Origin of the sequence: Streptomyces sp. AM6-12 (assembly GCF_044327085.1) — a bacterium.
Taxonomy (GTDB): domain Bacteria; phylum Actinomycetota; class Actinomycetes; order Streptomycetales; family Streptomycetaceae; genus Streptomyces.
On record NZ_JBIQWN010000003.1, the window covers coordinates 1 to 24,075 of the forward strand.

The following is a 24,075-nucleotide window of genomic DNA, read 5'->3' on the forward strand; positions in this document are numbered from 1 at the left end:
GGCCCCGGTGGCCTCCGCTGCGCTCCAGCCACCAAAAACGCAGTAGGGGAGGGGCGAGGTGCGGCCTCAACTCTCGTACGGGGTAAGGCGTGTCATGCTCCGCGCGGCCCACCCATGGGCCCTGCGGCCCGTGGGAACAGCAAGGAGAGGGAGGGGTGACGGGTGGTCGGGAGAGTGACGAGTCGAACCGGGGAGTGCGGGGGGCAAGTTGATCGGCCGTCAGGCTGCTTTCGGGGGTGGCCATAAGGCGACAGTAACAGGGTTAAGCCACGTTCGAGGGGTCTTCTCGGTTCTGAGTGCTTCATTTTGAAGTATGAGATAGAGTCTGGACTCAGATAGCAACACCACTAAGGGAGCTGGGCCGTTTTTCGATCACGTTCCCCCTCTACTGGTTCGAGGCGATAACCCGGTTCCAGTGAGGTCTACCGTAGCCGGTCACGTGCACTCTACGTGTAGGTATCCCGTTCACTGCCCAGCCAAGAGCCCAGGAGAAGGCAGACGGATATGTCGACCACAAGCCGAACGGATCAGCGTGAGGCGGCGCAGCAGGAAGCAGTTGACGCGGTGGTCCGTGCCCTCGAATTGCCTGCAAGATCGCTTGTGCCCGAGAGGGGGCTCCGGACTCAGGTGATCATGGCGACCGGGTCCGGCAAGACTCGGGTCGCGGCCCGCAGCGCGGAGAAGCTCCGTGCGGGCCGCGTGCTGGTGCTCGTCCCCTCGCTGGACCTGCTCACCCAGACCGAGGCCGCGTGGCGCGAGGCCGGCCGCACGGGCCCGATGATCGGGGTCTCGTCCCTGCGGGGCGAGGACGTGTCCTTCCCCAACACCACGGACGTGGCAGAACTGGTCGACTGGGTGCGGCCGTTCGACAAGGTCACCGTGTTCGCCACCTACGCCTCTCTCGGTCTCGGCACGCTGGAGCGCGCCCACAAGGCCGGCCTTCCGGGCTGGGACCTGATCGTGGTCGATGAGGCGCACCGGACTTCGGGTCGGCTGGGCAAGCCATGGGCGGTCGTCCATGACAACACCCGCGTCCCCGCCCTGCGGCGGCTGTACATGACCGCCACGCCCCGGCTGTGGCAGCTGGACGAGGATGCCGAGGGCGCGCCGGGTGAGTTGGTAGCGAGCATGGAGGACGACCCGGACGGCCCGTTCGGCAGCCGGGCGTTCACGCTGACCCTCTCGGAGGCGATCGACCGGGGGATCTGTGCCCCCTACCAGGTGGTGTGCGTGGACATCACCGACACCCAGCTCCAGGCCGCGCAGCTCCTGGGCGCCGAAGGTCGCTCGGACGAGGTCCGCGGGGCCCGGCTCGCTGCCCTCCAGACCGCGCTGCTGAAGGCGTCGTCGGAGGAGAACTTCCGGCGCACGCTGATCTTCCACCACGTCGTGAAGGAGGCCGAGGCGTTCGCGGCCGGCCTGCCGAGCGTCGCCAAGCGGCTGCACGCTGCGGACCCCGAGCTGTACCCCAAGACGATCTGGGCGGACTGGCTGTGCGGCGAGCACAAGCCCCTCCACCGGCAGCGGGTCCTCGGGGAATTCGCGTCCGGCATCGCCACGGACGGCACGGTCGTGGAGAAGGGCTTCCTCGGCTCGGTGAAGGTGCTCGGCGAGGGCGTCGACACCAAGAACTGCGACTCCGTGTACTGGGCAGACGTACGCGGCTCCATGCCCGACCTCGTCCAGGCCGTCGGCCGCGCGCTGCGGATCCAGCCAGGCGAGGGCAAGATCGCCTCACTGGTGGTGCCGGTCCTGCTCGGGCCGGGCGAGACGGCGGACAACATGCTGACCTCCCGGGCGTTCGGCGGGTTGGCGAAGCTGCTGGAGGCGCTCAGGGCGCACGATGCCCGGGTGGTGGAGCAGCTCGCCGAGCAGCAGGCTCCCAGCGCCTACAAGCCCGTCCAGAAGGGCGCGCAGGGTCAGGAGAGCCGGGGTGAGGGGAACGAGTCCGGCGGCCCGTCGGCCCCGGCGCGGAAGCTGCTGAAGTTCTCCACGCCGCGCGACCCCGCGCAGCTGGCCGCGTTCATCAACCTGCGGGTCCTCAACCCCGAGCACGAGCACTGGCGACGCGGCATCGAGGCCGCCGTCATCTACAACCGGCTCCACGGCAACCTCAAGGTCCCGTTCACCTACCAGGTGCCCGGCGGCCAGGACCAGGCGGTGGAGGCCGAGGGGTGGCCAGCCTCGCTCGCGAACTTCCCGCTCGGGCAGTGGATCGCCGACAACCGGCGCTTCTACGCCCGCGGGAACATGGACGAGGACCGCATCGCACAGCTGGAGAAGCTCGCCATGGTGTGGTCGCACTACGACGTCGCATGGGAGGAAGGACTCGCGGCCGCGCGCGGATGGGCAACCGAGACGGGCCACCTCCTGGCCCCGACGGATGCCACCTACCAGGGCTACCGGGTGGGCATCTGGCTTAAGAACGCGCGGGCCGCCGCCCGCAAAGCGCAGGAGATCGAGCAGCGGCGTGCAGAAGGCCTGCCGGTGGAGTCATCGGCCGGGGCACTGTCGAACGAACGGCGCGAACAGCTGGAGGACATCGACCCCTCCTGGTGCCCCACCTGGCCGGTGGAGTGGCAGCGCTGCTTCCACCTCGTCCGGCTCCACCTGGAGGCCGGCCACCCGCTGCCCACCTCACCGGGCGATGTCGTGCACCAGGGCGAAGACCTCGGGCGGTGGGTGCGCTCGGTCCGGCTCGGCTGGGACAACCTCACCACCGTGCAGCAGTGGATGTGCGAACAGGTCCTCGGCATCACACCCGCGACCGCGGACGAGAAGCCCAAGCCGCGCCGCACACAAGCCGAAAAATGGGCGCTCAACTACGAGGCCGCCCGGCAGTTCTTCGAGCGTGAGGGGCACCTTCGGGTACCGAGGAAGCACGTCGAACGGATCATCATCGGCGGCGACGGTGATGGCGAGGACCAGGAGGAGCGGGAGCTCCGACTCGGGGCATGGATCGGGAACCAGCGCAGCCGGGCCGAGACCCTGACGCCGGAGCGGATCGAGCTGCTGTCCGCGATCGGGATGCGATGGTCGTGATGGGCGGCGTCGTCACCGCGGCCGCCGCGCTCGCCGCCGGCTATCGGCTCGGGCAGCGGTCCTGCCATCGAAGTCCGGCCAACTGATGGCTGATCAAGTCATATGCAGAGAGGCTTTTTCGCATTCTCTTCACGGGATATCCGCAGATGCCAGACTGGCCGACGTCCCGCCAGGGGTACGTCCATCGCCGCTCCGGGCGGGAGAGAACGGGAGCGGCGTTCCGCGTGTGGGAGGGGAACAGTGGCACCTCAGGAATCCTTGCTGAAGGTCTACGGAGACCGGTCGTACCGGCATGTGACGATGGCCCGACACCAGGGCACGACCATCGCGTTCGCGATGGACTCGGCCCGGCGGATCGTCTACTCCGTGTTAGACCTGGCCGGCCAGCAGTCCAAGGGAGACGCGGACGCCGCGTACTGGAGCGACAATCCCGCCGAGCTGGTCCTGCCGCGGGAGCTGGCCGAGGTGGGGTTCGCCGTGGTCGGGGCGACGGCGATGCCGACGGTCAAGCGGGGCGGGGCAGAGGCGGCGGTCGACGAGCGGCCGCTGGACAGCGAGATCGACCCCTACCTGTCCACCACCGCGCGGTTGACCGCGGACGCCCCGTTCCACGTGGTGTCGGACGGCACGTACGTGGTGGTGCTGCGGCAGTCGATCGGCGAGACGCACCCCGACGCGGTGTACAAGCTGACCGACGGCGGCTGCTCCGCCAACGCCTCCCGCACCGACTACGTGCTGAGCGGCACGAAGAAGGTGCCGCTGGTGCGCGACACCCTGCTGTGCGACCGCTTCCTGCTGGTCGACGGCAAGCTCAAGCCGGTGCTGGAGGTGCGCTACAAGCGCAGCCGGCACGCCACCCGTCCCGCGTCGGCCAAGGACACTCTGGGCACCGAGGACATGGAGGGCCGGCCGTTCTACGAGCCGACCCAGGAGCTGTCGTTCGTCCGCAACCTGACCCGCGGCCGGTTCGCCGCGGTGCTGGTGCCCACCGCGGTCAGCAGTGCGCGGCGCTGGCAGCTGTTCGCCCACAACGACGCCACCGGAAGGATCGACGGCTTCAGCGTCGAACAGGGCGACCAGGGGCTGTTCAACACCCAGGGCACGCGGTTCTACACCAGCCCGGACCCGGCGTACCGGGACGCGGTGTTCGAACGCAGCCCCGGCACCTGCCCGTTCACCAACCAGGACCTGGTCCCGGTAACCAGCACCGACGGGCACGCCGAGACGGCGCTCGGCCTCACCGGCGCCAACGACGCGCACGTCGACCTGGGCGACCCCGCGGCGCTGCCCTTCGGCGGCAAGGCGTACTCGATCGAGGCCTGGATCAAGCCGACCGCGTACGACCGCCCGGTGCTGTCCCGGGGCGGGGAGTACCGGCTCGGCCTGGACGCTGGCGGGTCGCTGCGCCTGGCCCACGAGGGGGCCGCGACGGCGGTCGTCTCCGCCGACACCGTGCCGAAGGACGTCTACACGCACGTCGCGGCCACCTTCGACGGGACGACCGCGAAGCTGTACGTCAACGGCAAGCTGTCCGGCAGCGGGGCGCTGCCGTTCACGCCGGCCACCGGCGTGAGCACCCTGATCGGCAAGCAGGTCTCCGGCGCCACCCCCGGCCTCTTCGCAGGCGACCTCGACGAGGTGCGGGTGTGGAACCGGGAGCGGTCCGCCACCGAGCTCGTGGACGACCTGAACCACCGTCTGATCGGCAACGAGCCGGGCCTGGTCGCCTACTACCGGTTCGACGAGGGCTCCGGGGCCACCGCATACGACCAGAGCGACCAGGCCCTGCACGGCACGCTCAAGGGCGACGCGAAGTGGAGCGGCTCGGACGCCCCGGTGGGCGACCACCCCGGGGTGCGCCGCGACAGCTTCGTCCTCAAGGGGCGCACGGTCGAGTCCGGCATGTCCGCCGTGATCTACCACCAGCAGGAGAACGTCTCGGCCGGCTACCGGCCCGATCCCAAGCCCGCCAAGCGGCAGGCCCGGGTGATGCTGGCGTTCGCTGCCAAGTACGGCCAGGAGCCGGCCCTGGTGAGCCTGGACTTCGCCGTCGGCCGCGACGGCCGGCTCGCCCAGGTGCCCGACGTCCTGGACCCGGTGGTGCTCCGGCGGCCGGCGAAGGGGCAGGACTCTGAGCAGGTCAGCGCCCTGCAGCAGTTGATCCGGCAGTTGGAGCCGGAGGTGGCCGCTCTGCCGGTGGAGATCACCCGGCTGGGCGCCACGGCCGGCCAGGTCGCCTATTGGCAGGGGGAGCACGACCGGCTGCTGCCGGGGTTCGAGCGGCTGGAGCGGCAGTACCTCGCCGAGAAGGACGTGCCGACCGCCTGGAACTACGCTCTGGAGGCCAAGACCCCGCGCGAGTCCGACGGCCAGGTACTGCGGTACTTCAACGCCCCCATCCACACGTCGACCCTCGTCACCCTCAGCCCCTCCCGTTCGACCTGGCGGCTGGAGGCCACGGGCGAGAGCCAGAACGGCAAGCCCTTCTACTGGCTGGTCGGCAACAACGTGAACAACCTCGACCTGCACATCTACAAGAACGCGTCGGCGCAGAACACCCCGATGGACACGGTCGTCCGCGAGCCGGGCAACCCCTTCACCCAGTTCCAGCTGACCGCCGAGGGCGAGTACACCCGTATCGTCAACCGGGGCAGCAAGCTCGCGGTGGGTATGCCCGCCTCGTTCCCGGCCCCCGCCCCGGTCCAGGCGAGCGAGTGCCTCACCGGCGACTCGGGCCTGATCAAGATGGTGCGCGTCTCGCTGCGCTCGGGGGTGGACACGGCCTACCTGCAGGCCAAGGATGAGATGGACACCGTGCGCGAGCGCCTCCAGGAGGCGAAGACGGCCGTACAGCGCGTCAACGAGCTCCAGCTCAGGCTGACCGGCAAGCAGGCGGAGCTGAAGGACGCCCAGGAGAAGCTGGCCCGCCTGTCGACCGCCCTGCAGGGCGACGACGACCTGACCGTGGCCATGCCGCTGATATCGGTGGACACCACCGGGCTCAGCCTCTCCGGCGGCCTGCTCGAGTTCGCCCGCGGTACCGACCGGCCCGCGCTGCTCGACAGTGGTACCGGCAATGTCGTGCTGTACTTCCGGGGCGCCAACGAGCAGTTTTTCGCCGTCTACTACGACACCGCAGTCACCCGCGGCACCCAGCGGCTGACCGGCAACGGCGGCACGCTCGGCTTCCTCGCCCGCGACCCGGGCGTCCTGCTGGACAACGCCGTCATCAAGGTCTCCGACGGCGACGCCCCCGGCCGCTGCGACCTGACGATCACCGTCGGCGGCGACACCGAGACCTGGCGCTCGCTGCCACGCAAGGCCGAGCAGATGGCCGCCGCACTGGCCGGGCAGGCCGGGCAGCCGGTCACGGTCGGCACCGTCGCCCAGGTGACCGGCAGCACCGTGGAGTTCACCGCGGCCACCACCGTCGCGGTCGCGGCCAAGGCCCACCTGCAGATCGGCGCCAACGGGTACGCCGCGTCCGCCAACGTCCCGGTCGGCGCCAAGACGCTGGACCTCACCACCGCGGGCACGGCGGTCAAGCCGGGCGACACGGTCACCGTGGTCGGCTACGACTGGGCCCGCGCCGAGTCCACCCGGGTGGGGGTCCTGCTCTCCGCTGGCTCCCGGCTGATCACCCTGAGCACCGGCGGCGCCACCTCCGTGCCCAACGGCACGGCCGTCCTGGTGACCGGCGGCCGCGGCTGCCGCTGGCGGGCCGAAATGCCCGGCCGCGCCTTCCTGTTCGACGGCAAGGACCAGTACCTGACGCTGCCGGCCGCCCAGCAGAAGAACGCCGTCCCCGCCGGCGACCTGACCCTGGAAGCCTGGGTCAACCCCGAGGCCGGGCAGGGCCGGATCGTCCACGGCCGGACGGACGGGTCGGGATACTCGCTGGCGCTGGCCGCCGTCGACCTCCCGGCGCGCCAGTTCACCGGCACCACCAAGGTCGAGCTGACCAACTCGCTCGACCTCGCGGGCCGGGACTTCACCATCGAGCTGTGGGCCAAGCGCAACCAGGCCCGCGGCCGCCGGGAACCGCTGCTCGCCCACGGCGTCATGTCAGGTGCCAAGGACCAGACCCTGCACCTGCACTTCACCCCCGACGGGGCCTTCACCTTCGCCCTGTTCGGCGACGACCTGACCACCCCCCAGCCCTACCCGGACCTGGGATGGCACCACTGGGCCGCGGTCTACAAGCACGCCACCCGCGAGCAGATCGTCTACCGGGACGGCACCGAGGTCCACCGCGGCACCGCCGCCGGTGCCTATACCGGCAGCGGGCCGCTGGTCCTCGGTCACCATCCCTTCACCGGCGACCATTTGGACGGCCAGATCGACGAGGCCCGGGTCTTCGGGCGGGTCCGCACCGCCCAGGAGATCTCCACCGAGCGGAACCAACGGCTGTCCGGCCGGGAGCCCGGACTGCTCGGCTACTGGACCTTCAACGAGCCGAACAGCCCGGCCTCGCCGATCAAGGGCTACCAGGTGGTCGCCCGGGTCGGCGAGCGGGTGCTGCGGTCGGCCGACCGCTTCCCGTGCAACGAGTGGGCGCACCTCGCCGCGACCTTCACCCAGGCCTGGGCGCTGCGCCTGGACGGCGGCGAGGGCCTGTCGGTGGCCTCGCAGGACTCGCTGAACGTCCTGGAGGACCTCACCATCGAGGCGTTCGTCCAGATCGACAAGGTGGGCGCGCCGATGGCGCTGGTCACCAAGGGCACGGCCGTCAACGGCGGCCGGGAGGGCGTCCCCTACCAGCTGGGCATCCTGGCCGACGGCCGGGTGGAGTTCGCCTTCGCCGAGGCCGACGGGAATCCCGTCCGGTACGTCTCCGAGCGGGCCGTCAAGGCCGGGGCCTTCCAGCGGATCGGCGTGGTGCGGCAGCGCCGCAAGGCCGAGGTGTCCGCCGCCACCGGCACCCAGCCGGCCACGGCCGGTCAGCCCGAGCAGGACATCCGCTTCTACCTCGACGACGGCCTGGCCGGAACCTACGTCTACGGCGGCCCGGGCGCGCAGTCCAACAGCAGCGACCTGGAGATCGGCCGGGGCCTGAACGGCGTCCTGTGCGAGGTGCGGCTGTGGAACTCCGCACGGACGTTCAACCAGCTCGGCCAGCCGGTCGCCGTGCGCGAGAAGGGGCTGCTGGCGCGCTGGCCCTTCAACGAGAACGCCGGCAACACCACCCTGGACGTCTCCGGCTCCTTCCCCGCCAAGCTGCGCGGCGCCCGCTGGACCCGCGACGTCGACCCCGCGGCCAGCCCGCTGCGGCTGTACCGCAACGGCGAGCCGCTGCTCGCCACCACCGCCCCGCTCCCGGCGGACCTCCTTCCCTACGGCGATCAGCAACTCACCCTCGGCGCGCGGCTGGAGGGGGGCAAGCCCACCGAGTTGCTGACCGGCACGCTGGAGGAGGTGCGGATCTGGCGCACCGTGCGCACCCGGGAGCAGATTCTGGACAACCTGTTCACCCGCCTGCGCGGAGACAAGCAGGACCTGCTCGGCTACTGGACGTTCGACCGGGACTCCACCGCCGCCACCACCACCTCGGTGCGCGACGAGGGCCTGCGCGGCAACAACCTGGCGTTCTCCACGAAGCGGCCGCGGATCCTGCTCTCCACCGCGCCGGTGTCCACCGACACCGCCCAGGTGCGCTCGGCGCTCGCCGACGTCCGCACGCCGTTCCACGACACCGTCTCCGGCGCGCCCACCGCCTGCGAGTACGCCGACCTCCAGTTCGACGCCAAGGGCGAGACGCTGGGCGTGCTCAAGCGTTGCTACGGCTTCGTCCGAGACGGCCGCTGGCACCTGGTCACCGGCTACAAGGTGGGCGACCTGACCACCGAGTGGGTCGGCCAGGCCCAGTTCGACCCGCAGCTGATGGGCTACATCGAGGGCGCCCCGCCGGTGCCCTCGGAGAACCTCACCGACAAGCCCGACGGCTTCCCCGCCGCCTCCTCGGTGGAGTTCACCGAGGCCGACCAGGTGGTGCGCAGCCTCTCCTCCAGCAAGACCCGCAGCGTCAACGCCGCCTTCAACTTCTCCTTCGGTGTCGAGACCGACGCCAGCGTCCTGAAGATCATCGCCCCGATGGGCATGGGAACCGCGTCCCCGCTGGCCGAGGGCCAGATGAAGTTCTCGGGGAAGGGGAGCCTGGAGTTCGCCAACACCTGGAGCACCGACACCAAGGTCAGCCAGGGCAAGAACACCGCCCGCAAGACGAAGCTGGCGCTGACCGGGTACACCGAGGACGCGGCCAAGGCGCTGAACCCGGCCGTCGGTCTCCGGTACGTGCCCGCCAACACCGGCACGGCGCTGGTGCAGTCGCAGACCGCCGACGTCTTCGCGCTGCGCCTGGCGCACACCGGCGCCCTGGTCGCCTACCGGATGCTGCCCAACCCGGACATCCCGCTGGACTGGAACATCGTCCACTTCCCGATCAACCCCCGCTACACCAAGCAGGGCACCCTGGACGGCACCGTCGGCTTCGACGCCTCCGGCAAGGTCCTCGACCCCGACTACCCCACCGCCTCCGGCTACGGCGAGTACAGCTACTTCAAGCCCCGCGACGCCTACGCGCTCAAGCGCCGCATCACCCGCGACCAGCAGCGGCTGGAGGCCTTCTACGAGTCGGTCTCGACCGAGACCCACCACGCGGACCCGACCGAGGCCCAGGCGCAGTCGGTGCTGCGCTCGATGGGAGTCTCCGCCGGGCAGCAGGACACCGGCCGCAGCACGTCCGGCAGCGCGGCCGCGACCGGCTTCTCCCACCGGGACCTGGTCAACACCTACGTCTGGACGGCCCAGGGCGGCTTCTTCGCCGAGACCACGGAGGCCACCGACGCGGTCAGCGAGACCACCTCCGGCTCGTACAGCTTCAGCGGCTCGTTCGGTGCCAGCTTCGAAGGCAGCTTCGGCGCCCTCGGCCTGGGCTGGTTCGGCAGCCTCGACGCCTCCGTGGGCGGGGGGTTCAGCGTCACCCGGGCCAAGGGCAAGGACGCCTCCCGCTCCTTCGGCCTCGACGTCCAGTGCGCGCCCTCCGGCGACCTGCAGCGCCGCGACACCAACGGCAAGCCCGTCTACGACTCGGCCGGCCAACCCGTCCTGGTACCGGGCAAGGTCGACGCCTACCGCTTCCTCACCTTCTACCTCGGCGAAACCAGCGCCAACTTCGACGACTTCTACCACAAGGTCGTCGACCCGACCTGGCTGCAGGGCAGCAACGCCCCCGACGCCGCTGCCCTGCGCCAGACCCGCCAGAGCTCCGCCAAGCCCCCGTGCTGGCGGATCCTGCACCGGGTCACCTACATCAGCCGGGTCCTCGCCCCCGTCCCGCCGCCCGGCGCGCCGCCGCTGGAGAAGGCGATGCGCAGCGAGAACATCGCCAGCAACTACGAGCTGATCAAGCGCCTCGAACCGTACGTCCGCACCGCCGCCACCAGCTCGGCCGACCTCGCCGCCGCCACCCGCAACGCCCTCACCGCCCACCTCCCCGAACTCCTGCCCCACGCGGCCGAGATCACTGAATACCTCGGCCACTACTTCGGAATGGAGAACTGAAACCCCGCCCGGCCCCCCGACCCATCCGGGGGGGGCCGGGCCGTCGGGCAGAAACGTGCGGCAAGCACCAGATCTGGAAAGTACCGCTCCCCAGACAGCGGCACAGGGCGGGGCGTACCGCCCCTATGACAGCCACGCTCACGGCAGATCCCGCTCGGTCTCGAACAACGGGTCGCACACCGTCACTCACCTGGGGGTTCGCCGGACAAACGGACGGCCCTCGCATGATGCTGCGTTCCGCCACGGAAACAGACTCATACGAAGGCCGCAGAAGTGAGTGTGCTGGACCACGATGCCCGGCGGGACGCGTTCGACTTCACGTCACACTTCCGGGAGGACATGTAGGCGTGCCTGACCCGGCGCGGTGACACCCTGTTCGAGTTGTGCGACGCGATGCTCTGCGAGAACGGGCCCGTGACCTCGCCGGTGGACCTGACACTGCTGGCCGAGCACCGGCGTGGGCATGGTGCGCTCTACGACGCGCTGAACTGCGGGCGTATCGACGTGGACGGGTTGCGCCGCGCGCTGGCGATGCTGCCCCAGCCCAAGGCCGCCGACAACCGGCTCGTCCTGGCGGTCGATGTCATCACCAAGCTGATCAAGCGCCAGATGTACGGTTGCGCGAGCTTCCCCCTCCTCCGCCACCGCATCCTCCTGGGCTGACCACACTCTCCGTCACCACCGACTACGGAACAGAGCCGAACGTTTTACAGTCCCCGTCCAGGCCGGTGGCGGTAGTTCGCGGATGCGAGCCGTCCTGCGCCACGAGGCCGGGGCACGCGGCGTGCCGGCCCAACCTTCACTCGCCGGTCCGGCGACGTTCACTCACGCCAGGTCTTCGTCCGGGGCCCTCAGTTCTGCCTGGACTCGACGGCACCGGTGCGCGCGTCGATATTGAGGACGGTGCTCGCAGAGCGACACGAGGCAACCACACGCCAGACGGCACGCCACGTACTCTTCGTCTTCACCGCCATGAGTTCACCGACGGTGACCTTCGAACACCCTCGCGCTTCCCTCGAAGCTGCGGCCGCCGCCTCTTCCCTCGTCACTGTCGGAGCAACCGATACATCCGATGCCTTGCGAGCCGATAGCTGAGAAATCCGACCTGCTCGGTCGACCTGGATGTCCAGACGCATAGGCATCAAGACGCCATTCACGTACCTGCGATATCCGACGAGCCACCCCAGAGCGGCGTGATCCCCGACCGGGGAGACATCCACGCGGCTGTGCGGAACACCCCACGGATAATGTCGCTGGGCATAAGCCGTCGCAATCGCTCTGGCGCCCCCGGGGCCCTTCGGCTTCGTTGTGAACCCGGGCACGGGAAAACCGGATTCCGCCTCGGTGTCCGACATGCCGAGACTCGCCGTCACATCCGCGCGGTCTGGCCATCCCATTTGGAGGAACCCCGACGACAGGTTCGCGATGACCGTGCCGTTGCTGCTGTCCGGTGACGACGCGAGCTGCACACTCCGGACCGGGAAGTAGTCTCCGAACGCCTGAGCAACGGCCGCTTTGACAGCATCCTGCTGTTCAGCAGTGGCCGCGCCCACGCCGACGGTTCGCCTGACGCTATGGGGCTGAATGGACGTCGTCCAGGCGAGCCCGATCACCAGAGCCCCCACAAGCCCGGTCACAGCGGTGGGCCTGTTTCTGAAGGACCAAGGGGTGAGGCTCCGGGAAGAGAGGGCGGCGACCAGCAGACCGGCTAGCGCTCCCAAAGCCGCGCCGGAGGTATTCGCCACCAGGTCGCTCGTATCGCACGCTCGCCCGATCGAGGGGAACGCGCCCTGCGCAGTTTCCACGATGACGGAGAGCGCGGCGCCGATCAGCGTGGCCGGCAGGGCTCGACGGGTGACCAGGACTCCCAGGAAGCCCACGGGGATGAACATGGCGACGTTGAGTCGGCCTTCGACCGTGCGGAAGGGCTCGAGAACATTCCGATTGATCACACAGCTCGGCTCGACGATCGAACCGCCATTCGACCACAGCGTGAGACAAAGAACGCCGGCCACGGAGGAGATCCACATCCCCACCAGAACCGGGCGATCCGACCGCTTGCCGGCGAGCTTCCATCCCAGCGCGCCGAACAGGACGGTGATGACCGATGCGGTGAGGACGAAGGACGCCTGTCCTTGAAATACAGCTTCCAGCACGAGCGGCTCACTTGAGAGAAAACGGGCACCGACAGCACGGGGCCCCATGCTTCAGCATGGGGCCACCCTGGTCATGCGGTCAGCAGCCCTTTGTGGGAGGAGTCTGGAAAGTGCTGGAGCCGGAGTAGAGAAGGCCGATGTCCGCCTTGCACGTCGCCTTGGCACCCCATGTGTGGTTCTGCTCGTACGAGGTCGAGCACGTCGTGTTCGGTCCCCAGTGGTTGACCCCGTCGCGCAAGTAGCCGAGCTTGCACGTGACGGAACCGCCCTTGCTCTTCCCGTACTCGACCGTGATGCCGGTTCCGGTATCAGTGCGGTGCAGGTACAGCGTCCCGTTGGAGAGCTTGCTGCAGACGTCCCAGTTTGTGATTTAGCCGTTGTGCGGGCAGTCGGTGTCCACCGCATGGGCATTAGCGGCCACACCGAGAACCGGCATCAGTACGACGGCGGCCACGACCGCAACGCTACGGATATGCGCCTTCGTGACGCTCCCCCTCGTAGATGATCTTGATGGTCATGGGGACCTTAACGAAACAGTTATGCCATGCACAAGTCAGGCGATGTCGGCAGCGGCCCGAAAGACACCGGCCCGCCTCCGCGAGACCAGGAAGGCGCTCCGGGGTCAAGGGCCTCCTGACGTCAGCGGTCCTGACGCGGCCACGAGCAGTGGCGCTACGCGGGTATGACGATCGGCGACGAAACCCTTGGAGGTCGTTTTATCCCGGTGTTTTATCCCGTGATGCGGGCTTGGTCCGGTGGTGTCGGGTCGCGCCACGAGATGGTGTTCTCGCTGGTGAGGCGGCGGGCCATGAGGTCGGTCATGGCGAGGTGGATCATGGCTTCGGGAGCGTTCGGGAAGGTTCGTAGTCACGGGCGAGCCTGCGGTGGAGCATGAGCCAGCCGTAGGTCCGCTCGACGGTCCAGCGTTTCGGGACTGGTGTGAAACCTTTGGTCCCGGGCTTGCGAGCGGTGATTTCCATGTCGATGCCGAGAACGGCGGCATGTTCGACGAGGTGCTGGCGGTAGCCACCGTCGACCCACACCTTGCGGATGCCGGGATGGTCGGACCAGGCTGCCGGTCTTCCACGACGACGGCCTCGGACCGAGGTCCGGGGCCTTCTCCGTTGTCGGTCGCGCAAATGAGCCTGGGCCGGGCGGTGGATCGCTACGCTGGTCGCAGGTGCGGCGCTCCCCCCGTGGCGCCGCACCTCCCCGCTTTCATGGGCCCGCCGGTACCGCCGCGGCAGGCGGACATCGGGCGTCTAGCCGCCGCTGGCCTGGTCTCCCTCGTCGTCCCGGCGGACAGGCCCGACCAGTACTTCGGTCTCCCGGAAGAGCCGGTCCGCGGGGGTGAAGTCCCCCAGCTCGATCGCGAGCGCGGCGCGCACGAATGCGGTGAGCTCGATGCTCCCCTTGCGTACCTCGAAGATGCGCAGCACCCCGCCCGAGTACGCGGCGTGGTGTCGGCACCTGGCCTGCACGCAGTACCCCTCGGCAGCCTGGGCGAGCCGCATGAAGGCGGCGTTCTTCTCATCGGTGACCTGGGCGGGACAACCCAGGTGGTCCAGCGTGATCCGGGTGTGGGCGCGCTTCTCGGCCGGGCGGATGGTGAGCCGTCCGCCGCCGGGCGTGAGATAGCGGCCGGGCGTCACCGGGCCGTACGGATGGATCAGCGGCAGATCCTTGTCCACCACGTGCTGGGCGGGCAGTCCGTCGTACTCGAAGTAGGGGCCTGCAATGCCGTTGTGCTCGATTGCCATGCGGTCCTCTCTCGGTCGCGGGGCGGGCGCCGGGCCGTCATGCGCTGGTGACGGGCACGTTCCGCAGCAGTGCGGCGGTCATCGCCAGGAGCGTCTCCGCCTCGGCCCGGTCGTACCTGAAGGTCTTGGTGACCGCGTCGTTGTGCAGGGCGCCGCAGGTCTGGCTGTAGAGGGCGTCCTGGATCCGCCACCACCGCTCGGTCTGGTTGCACTGGTTGGCTTGCTTCCTCGATCCGGGGTTGTCCCAGGTGACGTTCTCCCGGACCCACTCCAGCGCCCGCCTGACCTCCAGGATCGACGCCCGCACCTCGTTCGCGGTCAGCAGCCGCTGTGCCTCCCGCAGCGTCCGGCCGACCTCGTCCCGTTCCGGATCGCCGAGCGGGTACGGCACGGCCATCTCGAACGCCGCGGACGGCCCCAGCTGCGCCAGTTGCTGTTCCCAGCGGCTCTTGGCGATGGTGATGTGCGCCGTGTCCTGGGTGCTCCCCGGATACCCGGGCGCCTGCGGCAGGGTCGCGTTGAGGTCGATCTCGAAGCGGACGTCGCCGGTGCGGCCCTCCTCGATGGCGTGGACCTGCAACGGGGTCAGCGGGAACGACAGGTTCACGCGATGGATGGTCACCTTCGGGGTGTACGCCAGGTTCGCCGTGGTCCGGGCGAGCCGGGAGCGCTGCCCCGTCGCCTCGAAGCCGAACAGGTCCGCCTCCAGGGCGAGGATCTTCCCGGCCTCGGTGAAGGGCGACACCCCGACAGCGAGTTGGACGCTCAGCTCGTGGGCTCCCAGTGCGCGGTGCAGCCACGTCTGGTCGCTGCTGACTTCCACGGTGAACCGGATGTCGTCGTCGAAGCGGAGTTCCTGCATAGCTCCCCCAAAAGGCCTGTCGATCACCCGATTCTGCCGGGCGGGCGACCGCATCACCGCCAATTTCTCCCGGCCGCGGGCTCCAGCCCGCAGGCCCTGATGGGCCTGGGTCCAGCCGCTCAGGCCGCGGTGCCGTCCGGCGCGCACGGCCCGGACCCAACACCTCCTGTCCGCGCTGGGCGGTAGCGCGGGGAGCGGGGATCCAGGGGGCGGCGTGCTTTCATCCTGCGACGTCCCAGGCCTGTCCTTCGTCCGGGCTGGCAAGTCGTTGGTGTTCCGATCGGGCGGCTTCGAGCAGGCGTCTCCATGACGTGACCAGGGGGCGCCGTCGCAGGAGAGCCCGCCGCTCACGCTCGGTCATGCCGCCCCAGATTCCGTGCTCGATGCGATGGCCGAGGGCATAGGCCAGGCACTCGGTGCGCACCGGGCAGCCGGTGCAGAGGGCCTTGGCCCTGTTCGGGGCCGCGCCGTCCACGAAGAGCTCGTCCGGATCAGCGGTTCGGCAGACCGCTCGCTTACCCCAGTTCTCCTGGTCTTCCCCGTTCACCCCGACGCCGTCCTCTCCCCGGTCCGGCCCGCCGCACTCCCCTGGGCAGGCGCAGTCCGAGAACGGTACGGCAAACGCCTACGGCATGGGGGCATCGCCGCATTGCGGCAATCCCCTCAGGCGTTGGGGCCTTGACCAAGGCCCCAACGCCTCGTGACGCCCCTCAGCCGGTGCCCGAGCAACCGGGCATCACGGGCAACGATGCGTCGCCCGTCAGAGCACTGGTGCGCCGGCGGATCGCCGCGAACATCTCGGCGTGGTGCTTCCTGATCGGGTAGTCGATCCGGTCGTAGCGCAGTGGGAGAGCGGCGCTGCGATCTGGATTCAACAGGACCAGGCCGAGGCTGCCTCCGGGCGTCAGATCGCGGTGACCGCACAGCTCCAGCGGCAGACCATGCTCCGGGTCGGTCAAGGCCTGCACCAGCTCAGCGCGGGCAGGGCTGTCTCGGAATCGTGCTCGAGCTGCAGGATCCACCACTCCCCCAGCCGCGACTCGTGGCCGGTGACGACCTGGGGGACGGCGACGGTGTGGAGGACTCCGAGGCGGCGCAGCAGCCCGCTGGGCAGCCAGGCGGCGTCCCGCCAGGTCTTCTCGTAGATGAGCGGCTGCCGTTCGGTGTCCCACTGCTTCTCGCAGGGAGTCCAGGTGTCGCCGGCCAGCCAGCAGGCCTCTCCCCCGTTGCTCTGGATCTGCTGCGCAAGGGCTGCCTCGGCCTTCTGGAAGGCTCGTCGCGAAAGGCCGGTGAGCTTGATGCTGGTCGGCTGGCCGAGCCGGCGGAGCTCGATGCCGCGATCGGTGCGTGCGCAGATCCGGACACCGTTGAGCCTGTAGATCTCGTCGCGTCCTACGCGCATCGGTGAGCGGGAGGGCAGCAGTCCGCTCAGCAGGCTGTCGAGGCTGGTGTTGCTCTCTAACGAGCTCGTGCATGGTTGGCGTTGGCAGGTCGAGACCTTGATCGCCGATCATGGTCTGCGTGGTGGGGATCCGGACGCGTGCAGCGGTTATTCGCAGTCAGCAGATCACCGGACTGAGTTCAGAGGTGATCGCCGAACTCGTAGCGGAGATCGGCCCGTTGTGGCACGAGCGGCACCAGGCGGCACTGGCGTCGCGTCCGCGTCGGCGAGCAGTCGGTGCCGGCGCCAAACACAAGCTCGTTTTCGTCGACCGGCTCCTGGCCACGTTGATCCACCTCCGCCATGGCGTCACCCACGACGTGCTGGCCTGCTGGTTCGGCGTGAACCGCTCCACCATCACGCGTGCGATCGGTGAAGTACGCCCGCTGCTGGCCCAGCGGGGCTGCACCATCGCGCCCGGCCTGCGTCTCCGCACGCTCGCCGAGGTGGTTGACCACCTCGGCGAAAACCAGAAGACCGGCATCATCGACGGCACCGAGATCCGGGTGCGCCGCCCGGCCGCCGGACGCAAGGACCGGGACAAGTTCATCTCGGGCAAGAACAAGCAGAACGCCGTCAAGTCCATGGTCTTCACGGACGAGGACGGCCGCCTGCTGTACTGCAGCCCGGCTGAGCCCGCGAGCTGCGCGGACATCACCCATGCTCGCAAGTTAGGGCTGGTCAGAGTCCTGTCCGACGGCCCTGCGGTGGAGATCCTCGCGGATGCCGGCTACCAGGGACTGGGCGCCCAGACCGGCGGACGCGTGATCACACCACCCCACCGCAAGTTCAAGAAGAACGCCCCAGACTGGTACGAGGAGATCCATGAACAGCGACGCAAGGCCCACTCCTCGCGCCGCATCCGTGTCGAGCACGGCATCGCTCATCTGAAGAACTGGCGAGCCCTCGCCCGCCACCACGGTCGGCGTGAGCACATGAGCGACATCATTCAAGCAGTCGCCGCGCTGCTCTCTCACCAGCAGGCGGTCACCCTCGTACCCGATGAACGAGTGTAAATACCGCACCAGTTCGTACCCCTCGACGTGCCAACGCCAACCATGCACGAGCTCACATCGAGCCACCGTCTTCCGCGCAAGGGCCGTCAAGTGGCGAAGAAGGGCCGTCAGTTGAGGAAGTCGATTAGCAGTACTCCATTCTGACTTCGCGATCCTAGACCCGGCTGTCCAGCCGCCCGACCCCACCCCCGCAACAGCCTGCTTCCGGTGCCGGCCCGACCGTAGCGCAGACCCCTGACAACGCCGCAGCAGCAGTGACGGGCGAACGCAGGGCCTTCGAGCGGGTGGCCCCGGTCCCGGATGCGCGGGCGGGCGGGCAGCGTTGGGCAGCCCCGACCAGCTCTCACGCTCCGCTGGATCCCGCCGCGTCAACTGGCGGAAGCGCGAGAACCACCCGCCGTCCGACCTCGGCTCGGGCACGCCCTGGCCCTGCTCCGGCCCCACACCGTCAGCAACGGCGGCAGGCACCCACGCCTCCAGGCTCGTGCTGGTCAGTCAGGTAGACCAGCGTCGTCGGCCTGGCGCATGAGGTCTACGCACGTCGGGGATGGCGTGGGTGATCGGTCTGCGAGCACGGTGAGGGTATGACGCAGTTCCCGGCTCAGGTGAAAGAGCGTGCGGCTGAAGGAGCCGCCTCTATAGGCGTAGAGGCGGAAGAGGCTGACGGCTTGTTGGTCCCGGTCGTCGGTGAAGCGCTCCGGGAGGCCGGCGAGCAACTCGATGTCGCGCTTGCCGGTCACCGCCGCGGCGACGGCGCTGAGGGGCATCGAGTCGATTCCTGCCGCGGGTGAGGCGGCGTCGCTCAGGGCCGCGTGCGCGGCCAGGGCCGCGAAGGTCTCAAGCAGCCGCTCGCCGACTCCCACGTCAATACCCCACGTCCGCAGACTGTCGTGTCGGCTGGCCTGTCGCCCCGGCTCCTGGTCGATCAGGGGCAGCACGACACGACCGAGATGGGCGCAACGCCGCCACACCGCGTCAGGAGACGAAGATATGGTCAGATCCTTTCCCGAGGAACCTGCGGGAGGGCCCACGGCCGGAGCGAGCGCCGCAGGCCCTCCAACTTCCCACTACGCACAGGAGACGAACAAGACGGGGCTCTCCGCGTCGCCGCTCCCCACTTGACCGCCGGAGCTCACAAGAGTGCCGATCGTCATGGTGCGCCAGCCCACGCTCGGGTCGCCGGGGTGGTTCACGCAGGTTGCCGCCGCCGTCGAGAACCGCAGCGGTGGCGCGCACTGGGACTGGCGAGACGTCGCCGCCGTCATCCACATGCGCGAGAGCGAGTCCGCGATTCCGGGTGTGCTGAAGCGACCGTGGTACTCGACCCGGAGGGTCACCTGGGTGTTGTAGCGCCCGCTGCACTTCGTCCACCCGCTGTCCTTGTGCAGCACCGCGTGCGCGCACTTGCTATCGGGGGCAAGGACCCGCTCTTGAGCACTGCGCTGAGCCCGCCATGTCTGACGTGTCTTCAGGGTCTACGGAGCGAGCGGGCCCAGCGCGAATGAGGGAAAGGTTCTTTTTGGCTTCCTCTCCGGTAGTAGTCGTCTGCGGGCAGGACCAGCCGGTAAATGCTGCCGTGTTGGTGGCGGATGTCGGCGACCGTGGCGTGACGCGGCTCGTGCACGTGCCGGTACAGGCCGGGATTCTCCTCTGGCTCCGGCAGGGTGTGGATGCGGTTGTCCCAGTCGAGGACGTGCCCTGCGCGGACCCTGTCTCCGGGCGGGCCGGGTATCAGTTCCGTGCCGGTGCCATCGTGCTCGTGCGTGAAGGGGATCGCCGACAGGGGCTGGTCGCCCGCGGCGAGAATCGCGTCGATGGTGTCCGAGGAGGGCAGTGGACTCGTGTAGTAGGCGGTCAGCCGCATCCAGCAGCGCACCTTGTAGGTGGGCCGGCGTGGCGTGAACAGGTCCCAATCGAGTCTTCCCGGTACGCAGTGGTCGTCGATGACCAGGAGACGCAGCGTGAGCGGTGTCTGTTCCTCGTATCTGCCGGCGATGGCGCGCAACCGGGCCTCGGACGCATGGCGGGCTTGCTGTGCTGCTTTGCCGGAGGCGAGACGATGCGCTTTCCGTCGGCCGGTCGAGACGATGAGCGACAGCGCCCTCTCGAAAAGGGTCCAAGCGAGCAGAAGTGCCGTGCCGACGCTGCGCAGGAGAACGGCCCGCCCTGGTCGGCGCGTCAAGGCAGAGGGACTTGCGGCCGTGTGCTGACAGGCATCAGCGCCGCTTGCAGTAAGGAAGCGGCAGCTGCCAGCAGCACGTGGATCATGAATCGGAGAGCGTTCCCTGTGGTGCTGATGTCCAGATGCTGCAGCATGAGCGTGACCCATGTGAAAGAGCCGACAGTGACCGCGAGGTGGTTTCCGCGGATCCTGACCAGCCTTAAGCACGCCCATATGGCGAGCGGATACAGGGCGATGACCGCTGCGTCGGCGGCCCAGTAGTAGGGGACGCCGGCCAGCGGGTTGCGGTCACTGTCCGCCGGGGTCAGGTGATCGAGCAGCGCCTCCAGAGCACCGAGGAGCTTCCAGGATCCGAACGTGACGACTGCGACCACAAAGATGGTTTTCGCGGCACGTAGCAGGTAGGCCATGCCGTCGATCGTCCTTTGCTCGTGGAGTGGTCTGCTATCCGTACGTGTACTCAAAGCCCCGGTGGGGAGAGCCGGCTCGGTTCTCCCCACCGGACTGAGGCGTGTGGGCTGATCAGCGGAGGGCGGCCTCGAACACCTTCGCGTAGTTGGCCGTTCCGGAGATCTTCGGATGGACGACGAGCTAACCCCGCGGGCGCGGGTACGACCACCTGCGGGTCGGGGCGCTGCGGTGACCAAGCACCCTCAAGGTTCGGTGGCACAGGACAACTACGTTCTGTGCTGCCCCCGAGTGCGCGTGAGGCCCGATCAGGCTGTCACGCCTATTCTGCGTCAGCGTGAGGCTCGGCAGCCGCGCACCGCGCGTGGGGCGACCGACGCTGAGCGGTCCTGTGCGCCCTGAGAGGATCAGGGCATGGCGGAGTCACCTATGCAGATCAATGCCCTCATCGTCGATGCCGCTGACCCTGAGCGACTTGCGGCGTTCTGGTCCGAGTTGCTTTGCCGGCCAGTCGTAGGCCGCATGGGGCCCTATGTATGGCTGCAGCGCGAGAACGGCCTGGGGCTGGGCTTCCAGCGAACCGGCGAGCCCAAGTCAGTGAAGAACCGTATGCACTTCGACATCACCTCACCCAACCCGCCCGCAGAGCAGGAACGTGTCGAGGCGCTCGGCGGGCGCCGGCTGGAGGAGTACGAAGCTGGCGGGTTCCTGGTGATGGCGGATCCCGAGGGCAATGAATTCTGCATCATCCCCGAAGGCCCCTTCGAACTCGATGACGAGGGGCGCGCGGACTACCTCATGTGACCGGCCTTCCCGCCGGAGCCGGAAGGTCGTCGGCGCTCCCGCCGTCATCGAAGCTTGATCGGGTAGTGATGACGGTGCAGGTGCCGGTTCTGGCGCCTTCGGTGGTGGTGCGGGCCGTGGTGTCGGCGGCGGTGGAGGAGATGGGTTCGCAGGCGGCTGCCGGCGTTGCCGGCGGTGTGCTCGCCGGCGGCATCGGTCCGAGCATGTCCGGCGTGGTGTCAGCATCTGGTCGCCGCAGATGGGGCAGAGGAGTGGTCGGATGGTTCTGCCGGGCCTGATTCGGCTGACCATTTCTGCTGGTGCTTGAGGTAGTTGGCCCTTCGACAGGCGGATGAACACAGGCGGGAGAGCTGTCCGGGCTGGATCTTCATACTCTTGCCGCACTGCCGGCAGGGGGCTCTGAGTAAGACAGCGCGGGGATGCCCTTTCGTTTTGAGCCCTACAGGAACAACCGGCTCGGCCTCACCGCAGTGGCCACCCTGCCCGGCCCTCGCATCGTGTCGGGTGCGAAGGCTGGGCAGCCGGCAGCGACCGTACGCCCGGCCGGCGTCATGAGGACGTGGGCGGTCCGGCGAAGCGTTCACTGGTGAAGGGCTTCACGAAGGGCCCGCACCTGGTCAGCCAGGTTGCGTTCGCTGACCCGGGCCTTCGGGAACAACAGGTCGAAGCCGTGGACAGCGCCCGGGGCCTGGATCAGCTCGGTGGTGACTCCGGCGGCGCTGAGGCGCTTGGCGTAGAGCAGTCCTTCGTCCCGTAGCGGGTCGGCCTCGGCCACGACGATGAAGGCGGGGGGCAATCCGCTGAGGTCGGCAGCCTGGGCAGGGGAAGCGTAGGGCGCGAGGCTGTGGCCGCCGGTGTAATGGCGCCAGGCCAGCTTCATCGCGGCCCGGTTGAGGACCGGTGTGTCGGTGCATTGACGCATCGAGTCACTCGTCATGCCGCTGTCCACGGCGGGGTAGATCAGCATCTGGAAGACCACTGGCGGTCCGTCGAGATCGCGGGCGCGCAGGGCGGTGGCAGCCGCGATGTTCCCGCCGGCGCTCGCGCCCGCGACGGCGATGCGCTCCGGGTCGCCGCCGATCTCCGCCGCCTTACCGGCGAGCCAGGTCAGGGCCGCGTAGGCGTCATCGGCCGCGGCCGGATACGGGTGTTCGGGCGCGAGGCGGTAGTCGACGGAGGCGACGACGGCTTCGGCGTCCCGCGCGTACCGCTGTGCGTGCTTCTCCTCGGCCTCGGGAGAGCCGTAGGTGAAGGCGCCGCCGTGCAGGTAGAGGACGACGGGCAGCGTGCCGTCCGTGGCGGGCCGGTAGACCCGTAGCCGCAGTTGCCCGCCGGGGCCGGGGATGAACAGGTCCTCGGCCTTTGCTTGTTCGTCGGCAGGCGTGTCGGGGCGCTCCCGCAGCGGCCGGTACAGCTCGGGATCGGCAAGGACGGAGTCCAGGTCGTAGAGGGGGAAGACCCCTGAGTCGGACGTGTCGAGCAGCGATTGGATCTCAGGGTCGACGGGGGGAACAGGCATGACGGGATGCCACCTTGCGTGGGGAGGAATTCGTCCGCGGAACTGCGGGACTGTGGTCAGTCTCTTGTGCCCACGCGCACGGCAGAAGTGGCCCAGGAGCCACTATCTGCAACTATCGGGCCATGACTGTTGCAGCCCCTCATCAGGTGGTGGTGCTCGCGATCGCGCCAGTGGTCGCGTTCGACCTCAGCATCCCGGCCCAGATGCTCGCCACGGTCCCCTCCCGCGGGCCGGGTGCGGCGTACTGCGTGCGGACGATCACGCCGGACGGCGCCGCGGTACCGACGGCGAACGGGTACGACGTCGTGCCGCGGGGAGACCTGTCTTTACTGGCGCACGCTGACACCGTGATCGTTGCAGGCACCCGCTCTCCGGAACTGCTCGAGGACGGCGTACTGGACTCCCGCGTCGCGGAGGCGCTGCGGGCGGCTCGACTCCGGGCGCGGATGGTGTCCCTCTGCACCGGGGCGTTTGTTCTCGCGGCCGCGGGATTGCTGGAGGGGCACAGGGCCACGACGCACTGGCGCTACGTCGATCAGTTCACGCGGCTCTTCCCGTCGGTCGGTCTCGACGTCAATCCGCTGTACGTCGCCGATCGCGGAGTCCTGACCTCCGCCGGCGGTGCGGCGGCCATCGACCTGTGCCTGCACCTGGTCCGGGAAGACCACGGCAGCTCGGTGGCGAACCAGGTGGCCCGGTACAACGTCGTCGCGCCCATGAGGGAAGGAGGGCAGGCCCAGTACATCGATCAGCCAGTCTCCAAGGACGCGGGGATGTCGACAGCCAAGGCGCGTGCACTGATGACGGAGCACCTGGACAGAAGGCTGTCCCTTAAGGACCTCGCAGCGCACTGCCACATGAGCGTGCGGACGTTCACCAGGCGGTTCCGGCAGGAGACAGGCCAGTCCCCAGCTCAATGGTTCGCCGCCGCCCGTGTGAAGCACGCTCGCTACCTGCTGGAATCGACGGACCTGCCCGTGGATGACATCGCCGCCGAGACCGGCCTGGGGAGTGGCACGAACCTGCGGCAACACATGCGGCTCGCCCTGGACACCACCCCCTCTGCCTACCGGCGGGCCTTCCGCTCGACCACCGCCACGCGCACGCAACCCCGGCCGTGAAGTGAACGGCGGGGTGAACCCGAAGATCCTGCGGGTGGGCATGCCGCTGAGCAAGCACTCCATCACCGCGTTCCAGAACATCACCGCGCTGGCCTGCTTCCTGCACATTCCCGACCTGGTCGCCCGCATGTCCAAGGAGGACCGCGGCGGCGACTGGCAGCTCCCCGCCTACGCCGAAGCCGCCTGATCCGGCCCGCTCTGCAT

Annotated in this window: 18 protein-coding genes and 2 pseudogenes; 9 read left to right on the forward strand and 11 right to left on the reverse strand. The window is 68.9% G+C overall.

All coding sequences use genetic code 11. From position 1 onward, the window contains the following. Nucleotides 1–504 precede the first annotated feature (504 nt). The 3 genes and pseudogenes from ACE4Q9_RS33410 to ACE4Q9_RS33420 form a co-directional block, all read left to right on the forward strand. Nucleotides 505–3,042 (forward strand): Helicase associated domain protein, encoded by a 2,538-nt coding sequence (locus ACE4Q9_RS33410; protein WP_397988311.1) that lies wholly within the window; start codon nucleotides 505–507, stop codon nucleotides 3,040–3,042. Nucleotides 3,043–3,282: 240 nt separating this feature from the next. Beyond that, nucleotides 3,283–10,602 carry a LamG-like jellyroll fold domain-containing protein gene (locus ACE4Q9_RS33415; protein ID WP_397988313.1) on the forward strand — a complete coding sequence of 2,440 codons (7,320 nt, stop codon included), beginning with the start codon at nucleotides 3,283–3,285 and terminating at the stop codon, nucleotides 10,600–10,602. A 351-nt stretch (nucleotides 10,603–10,953) separates the two neighbouring features. After that, a pseudogene (locus ACE4Q9_RS33420) lies at nucleotides 10,954–11,187 on the forward strand (transposase); the annotation flags it as partial. Between the two features lie 266 nt (nucleotides 11,188–11,453). Here ACE4Q9_RS33420 and ACE4Q9_RS33425 read toward each other — a convergent pair. The 7 genes and pseudogenes from ACE4Q9_RS33425 to ACE4Q9_RS33455 form a co-directional block, all read right to left on the reverse strand. Further along, nucleotides 11,454–12,758, reverse strand: coding sequence for a VanZ family protein (locus tag ACE4Q9_RS33425; protein ID WP_397988315.1), 1,305 nt, complete (start codon nucleotides 12,756–12,758; stop codon nucleotides 11,454–11,456). Between the two features lie 729 nt (nucleotides 12,759–13,487). Beyond that, a pseudogene (locus ACE4Q9_RS33430) lies at nucleotides 13,488–13,825 on the reverse strand (transposase); the annotation flags it as partial. A 195-nt stretch (nucleotides 13,826–14,020) separates the two neighbouring features. Beyond that, nucleotides 14,021–14,518 (reverse strand): DUF6420 family protein, encoded by a 498-nt coding sequence (locus ACE4Q9_RS33435; RefSeq protein ID WP_397988317.1) that lies wholly within the window; start codon nucleotides 14,516–14,518, stop codon nucleotides 14,021–14,023. Nucleotides 14,519–14,555: 37 nt separating this feature from the next. Next, entirely contained in the window at nucleotides 14,556–15,380 is an 825-nt protein-coding gene (locus ACE4Q9_RS33440; RefSeq protein ID WP_397988319.1) for a hypothetical protein, read from the reverse strand. A gap of 220 nt (nucleotides 15,381–15,600) precedes the next feature. Further along, nucleotides 15,601–15,927: a WhiB family transcriptional regulator gene (locus ACE4Q9_RS33445; protein ID WP_397988321.1), complete on the reverse strand. Its 327-nt coding sequence runs from the start codon at nucleotides 15,925–15,927 to the stop codon at nucleotides 15,601–15,603. Nucleotides 15,928–16,090: 163 nt separating this feature from the next. Next, the gene (locus tag ACE4Q9_RS33450; RefSeq protein WP_397988323.1) at nucleotides 16,091–16,339 is read right to left on the reverse strand and encodes a hypothetical protein; all 249 of its coding nucleotides are present in this window, start codon (nucleotides 16,337–16,339) and stop codon (nucleotides 16,091–16,093) included. Beyond that, nucleotides 16,336–16,782, reverse strand: a complete 447-nt coding sequence (locus ACE4Q9_RS33455) for a hypothetical protein (RefSeq protein ID WP_397988325.1) — start codon at nucleotides 16,780–16,782, stop codon at nucleotides 16,336–16,338. The genes ACE4Q9_RS33450 and ACE4Q9_RS33455 overlap by 4 nt, the downstream gene beginning before the upstream one ends. Nucleotides 16,783–16,901: 119 nt before the next feature. On the opposite strand from ACE4Q9_RS33455, the gene ACE4Q9_RS33460 reads away from it, so the two are divergent. Continuing rightward, nucleotides 16,902–17,837: a transposase family protein gene (locus ACE4Q9_RS33460; RefSeq protein WP_397988326.1), complete on the forward strand. Its 936-nt coding sequence runs from the start codon at nucleotides 16,902–16,904 to the stop codon at nucleotides 17,835–17,837. A gap of 491 nt (nucleotides 17,838–18,328) precedes the next feature. Here the strand turns inward: ACE4Q9_RS33460 and ACE4Q9_RS33465 are convergent, their stop codons facing one another. After that, entirely contained in the window at nucleotides 18,329–18,775 is a 447-nt protein-coding gene (locus ACE4Q9_RS33465; RefSeq protein WP_397988328.1) for a hypothetical protein, read from the reverse strand. A gap of 202 nt (nucleotides 18,776–18,977) precedes the next feature. Here ACE4Q9_RS33465 and ACE4Q9_RS33470 point away from each other — a divergent pair, with 202 nt between their 5' ends. Next, the gene (locus ACE4Q9_RS33470) at nucleotides 18,978–19,187 is read left to right on the forward strand and encodes a hypothetical protein (RefSeq protein ID WP_397988329.1); all 210 of its coding nucleotides are present in this window, start codon (nucleotides 18,978–18,980) and stop codon (nucleotides 19,185–19,187) included. Between the two features lie 118 nt (nucleotides 19,188–19,305). Here ACE4Q9_RS33470 and ACE4Q9_RS33475 read toward each other — a convergent pair whose 3' ends face one another. Beyond that, on the reverse strand, nucleotides 19,306–20,019 hold the full coding sequence (locus tag ACE4Q9_RS33475; RefSeq protein WP_397988330.1) for a hypothetical protein: 714 nt from the start codon (nucleotides 20,017–20,019) through the stop codon (nucleotides 19,306–19,308). After that, nucleotides 20,016–20,429, reverse strand: a complete 414-nt coding sequence (locus tag ACE4Q9_RS33480; RefSeq protein ID WP_397988331.1) for a hypothetical protein — start codon at nucleotides 20,427–20,429, stop codon at nucleotides 20,016–20,018. The genes ACE4Q9_RS33475 and ACE4Q9_RS33480 overlap by 4 nt, the downstream gene beginning before the upstream one ends. A gap of 412 nt (nucleotides 20,430–20,841) precedes the next feature. Here ACE4Q9_RS33480 and ACE4Q9_RS33485 point away from each other — a divergent pair, with 412 nt between their 5' ends. Together ACE4Q9_RS33485 and ACE4Q9_RS33490 are read left to right on the forward strand one after the other, a co-directional pair. Further along, nucleotides 20,842–21,231: a VOC family protein gene (locus ACE4Q9_RS33485; RefSeq protein ID WP_397988332.1), complete on the forward strand. Its 390-nt coding sequence runs from the start codon at nucleotides 20,842–20,844 to the stop codon at nucleotides 21,229–21,231. A 68-nt stretch (nucleotides 21,232–21,299) separates the two neighbouring features. Continuing rightward, on the forward strand, nucleotides 21,300–21,509 hold the full coding sequence (locus ACE4Q9_RS33490; RefSeq protein WP_397988334.1) for a hypothetical protein: 210 nt from the start codon (nucleotides 21,300–21,302) through the stop codon (nucleotides 21,507–21,509). Nucleotides 21,510–21,811: 302 nt separating this feature from the next. Here ACE4Q9_RS33490 and ACE4Q9_RS33495 read toward each other — a convergent pair whose 3' ends face one another. Then, nucleotides 21,812–22,750, reverse strand: a complete 939-nt coding sequence (locus tag ACE4Q9_RS33495) for an alpha/beta hydrolase (protein ID WP_397988336.1) — start codon at nucleotides 22,748–22,750, stop codon at nucleotides 21,812–21,814. A gap of 122 nt (nucleotides 22,751–22,872) precedes the next feature. Here ACE4Q9_RS33495 and ACE4Q9_RS33500 point away from each other — a divergent pair, with 122 nt between their 5' ends. Both ACE4Q9_RS33500 and ACE4Q9_RS33505 read left to right on the forward strand, forming a co-directional pair. Beyond that, the gene (locus ACE4Q9_RS33500; RefSeq protein WP_397988338.1) at nucleotides 22,873–23,871 is read left to right on the forward strand and encodes a GlxA family transcriptional regulator; all 999 of its coding nucleotides are present in this window, start codon (nucleotides 22,873–22,875) and stop codon (nucleotides 23,869–23,871) included. A gap of 13 nt (nucleotides 23,872–23,884) precedes the next feature. Beyond that, nucleotides 23,885–24,058 carry a hypothetical protein gene (locus ACE4Q9_RS33505; RefSeq protein ID WP_397988340.1) on the forward strand — a complete coding sequence of 58 codons (174 nt, stop codon included), beginning with the start codon at nucleotides 23,885–23,887 and terminating at the stop codon, nucleotides 24,056–24,058. Nucleotides 24,059–24,075 lie beyond the last annotated feature (17 nt).

Excerpts from the sequence above, each read along its gene's own strand:
- ACE4Q9_RS33410 (WP_397988311.1), top strand. The coding sequence starts at position 505 with ATGTCGACCACAAGCCGAACGGATCAGCGTGAGGCGGCGCAGCAGGAA.
- ACE4Q9_RS33435 (WP_397988317.1), bottom strand. The coding sequence starts at position 14,518 with ATGGCAATCGAGCACAACGGCATTGCAGGCCCCTACTTCGAGTACGAC.
- ACE4Q9_RS33440 (WP_397988319.1), bottom strand. The coding sequence starts at position 15,380 with ATGCAGGAACTCCGCTTCGACGACGACATCCGGTTCACCGTGGAAGTC.
- ACE4Q9_RS33455 (WP_397988325.1), bottom strand. The coding sequence starts at position 16,782 with ATGCGCGTAGGACGCGACGAGATCTACAGGCTCAACGGTGTCCGGATC.
- ACE4Q9_RS33480 (WP_397988331.1), bottom strand. The coding sequence starts at position 20,429 with ATGGCCTACCTGCTACGTGCCGCGAAAACCATCTTTGTGGTCGCAGTC.
- ACE4Q9_RS33485 (WP_397988332.1), top strand. The coding sequence starts at position 20,842 with ATGGCGGAGTCACCTATGCAGATCAATGCCCTCATCGTCGATGCCGCT.
- ACE4Q9_RS33490 (WP_397988334.1), top strand. The coding sequence starts at position 21,300 with ATGACGGTGCAGGTGCCGGTTCTGGCGCCTTCGGTGGTGGTGCGGGCC.
- ACE4Q9_RS33495 (WP_397988336.1), bottom strand. The coding sequence starts at position 22,750 with ATGCCTGTTCCCCCCGTCGACCCTGAGATCCAATCGCTGCTCGACACG.
- ACE4Q9_RS33500 (WP_397988338.1), top strand. The coding sequence starts at position 22,873 with ATGACTGTTGCAGCCCCTCATCAGGTGGTGGTGCTCGCGATCGCGCCA.